Source organism: Salinivibrio sp. MA427 (genome assembly GCF_001996115.1).
Lineage (GTDB): Bacteria > Pseudomonadota > Gammaproteobacteria > Enterobacterales > Vibrionaceae > Salinivibrio > Salinivibrio costicola.
Window position 1 is genome coordinate 1 of record NZ_MUFH01000351.1, and the last position, 2245, is coordinate 2245.

Consider the following 2245-nt stretch of genomic DNA (forward strand, 5'->3'; position numbering starts at 1 on the left):
GTTTCTACCTGGCCCAGGAAGCAGTCAGCTCGGTATGTATATTGGCTATCAACGCGCGGGTTATTTAGGTGCGTTTTGCGCATTTGTCGCGTTTACCTTGCCTTCTTTTGTTTTGTTGACAGCGGCGGCGGTATTAAACAGCAGTGCGCAAGCTTCTGATTGGGTCGCAAGCATCATTAGCGCAGCCAAATTATTAGCGGTGGTGGTAGTGATTGATGCTACTGTCTCAATGGGCCGAAAATTTATCGGCTCGTTAGCGACTGGGACAATGGCGGTGGCAACAACGTTATGGCTATTGCTAACGCCATCAGGCGTATTATATCAAGTACTTCCCATTGTCATTGCAGGCATTGTAGGAGCTATTGGGTTTGCGAAGCCCCAATCACATCATGCACCAGTTAACATTGCGTGGCGCCGCAGTAGCGTGATCCTGGGWCTTTTTTTACTATTGCTCACAGTACCTTGGCTGTTTAATCAAACCTTATGGGTACAGGTGTTTAATCTGTTCTACCAAGCGGGCAGTTTTGTCTTTGGTGGCGGGCATGTGGTTTTACCATTGCTCGAGCCTATTGTCGGTGACGTTGTCACTGATTCGGCGTTAATTGAAGGTTATGCGGCGGCTCAGCTAGTGCCGGGGCCGATGTTCACCATGGCGAGTTATCTGGGTGCCAGTGTTGAAGGGTTAGCTCCCATTTGGGGCAGTATCATTGCAACGATTGCGATTTTCTTGCCTGGTGCATTACTTATGTTCGGTGTTTTGCCGATTTGGGAGGCGGTTAAAACTCAGCCTCGCTTGGCCGGGGCTATCAGCCTCATTAATGCCAGTGTCGTGGGGTTACTCGCCGCCGCGCTGTATCAACCCGTATGGGTTTCCGCCTACACAAAACCTTTGGATTTAGTGCCCATCGCGCTTGGCTTAGTGGCATTAACTCAATGGCGAATTTCGGTGTTTTGGTTACTCCTATTAATGATGGTGTACCAGTTTACTCTCGCTTAATACGCGCCATACTTTGTGGCCCAGCTGTGTCTGGGCTACTTTTTAGCACTTAGCGCACTATAACTTTATATGTTGTAAAGCAAAAAGCTAAGTCACATCGCTCATGTGGCTCAGCTTTTTAATTAATTTATAAACTGCAGCCTTATAACTGCCAAGGTTGGCGAGTGCCTGTGTCGGAGGCTGTTTGTGCCAGCTCAATAGCATAGATGACTTTGCTTGCAGAAATTGGGCAAACAGGCGAGGGTTGGTTATCGGTAATTGCCTTTGCTAATCCATCGAACAGGCGGTGATATTGGCCGTTTTCAAGGGTGAGAGGACCAGGAGTGACGCTGTCACCAACTTCGAGCATCCCTTGATACGCTTGCTCACCAAAACCAGAGACAGTTACCATCAAACCCGCGCGTAGTTGCTCTTCTTGAATATCTAACCCTACGGTACTGAAGGTCGCTTTTTCACCCTGGACGACAAAGCGTTCGGTGGTACCTGAACGGTAAGGGCTGGAGGATAAAATTACTTCTGTGTTTGGGTAATGCAGCGTCACTTGAAAATAGTCGGTCGTTTCGCTGCTAGGGCGTAGCGCACGACAGGTGCCGGATACCGCATCCGGTTCCCCTAAAAGATGGAGGGCTTGGTCAATTAAATGAGAGCCGAGGTCATAGAGAATTCCGCTGCCTTCACCTGGCAATTCGCGCCAACGTTGGCGGACTTCTGGGCGGTAGCGATTAAAGCTGGAATGCATGACTTTGATGTCGCCAAGCTCACCTGCTAGGTGTAACCCTTTTAGGGTGAGAAAATCCCCATCCCAACGTCGATTGTGGTAAGGACACAACACCAAGCCTTTTTGCTTGGCCAGCGCCGCTAGCTCGAGACCATCACGGCTATTGGTCACAAAAGGCTTTTCTACCAAGACATGGCAACCGGCTTCTAATGCTTGTTTAACGTGTTGGTAATGGAGGTGGTTGGGGGTAGTAATCACCACCAAATCTGGGGTTTGTTGAGTGAGTAAAGTGTTGAGGTCGTCAAAGCAAGCCGCTTTAGGCAATCGCTGTGCAACTTGTTCGGGTTTACTGGACACAACAGCTGAAATAGCGAACTCAGAGATTGCACTCAAAAAAGGAACGTGAAATGTATTGGCAGAAAAGCCAAAACCGACCAAAGCTGTTTTTATCATAAAGCGTACTCGCATTGACGATGTATTATCAGCACTTTATCGGACATCGACACGCCAATCAATCTAAGTGCAAGATC

At 48.6% G+C, this 2245-nt stretch carries 2 protein-coding genes; one reads left to right on the forward strand and one right to left on the reverse strand.

Annotated elements, in window-relative coordinates; genetic code table 11:
• Positions 1-997, forward strand: a 997-nt coding sequence (chrA, locus tag BZG79_RS14355) for a chromate efflux transporter (protein WP_077774741.1), incomplete at its 5' end; no start/stop codon positions are given.
• Positions 998-1139: 142 nt separating this feature from the next.
• Here chrA and BZG79_RS14360 read toward each other — a convergent pair.
• Positions 1140-2168: a Gfo/Idh/MocA family oxidoreductase gene (locus BZG79_RS14360; RefSeq protein ID WP_077774742.1), complete on the reverse strand. Its 1029-nt coding sequence runs from the start codon at positions 2166-2168 to the stop codon at positions 1140-1142.
• Between the last annotated feature and the right edge of the window lie 77 nt (positions 2169-2245).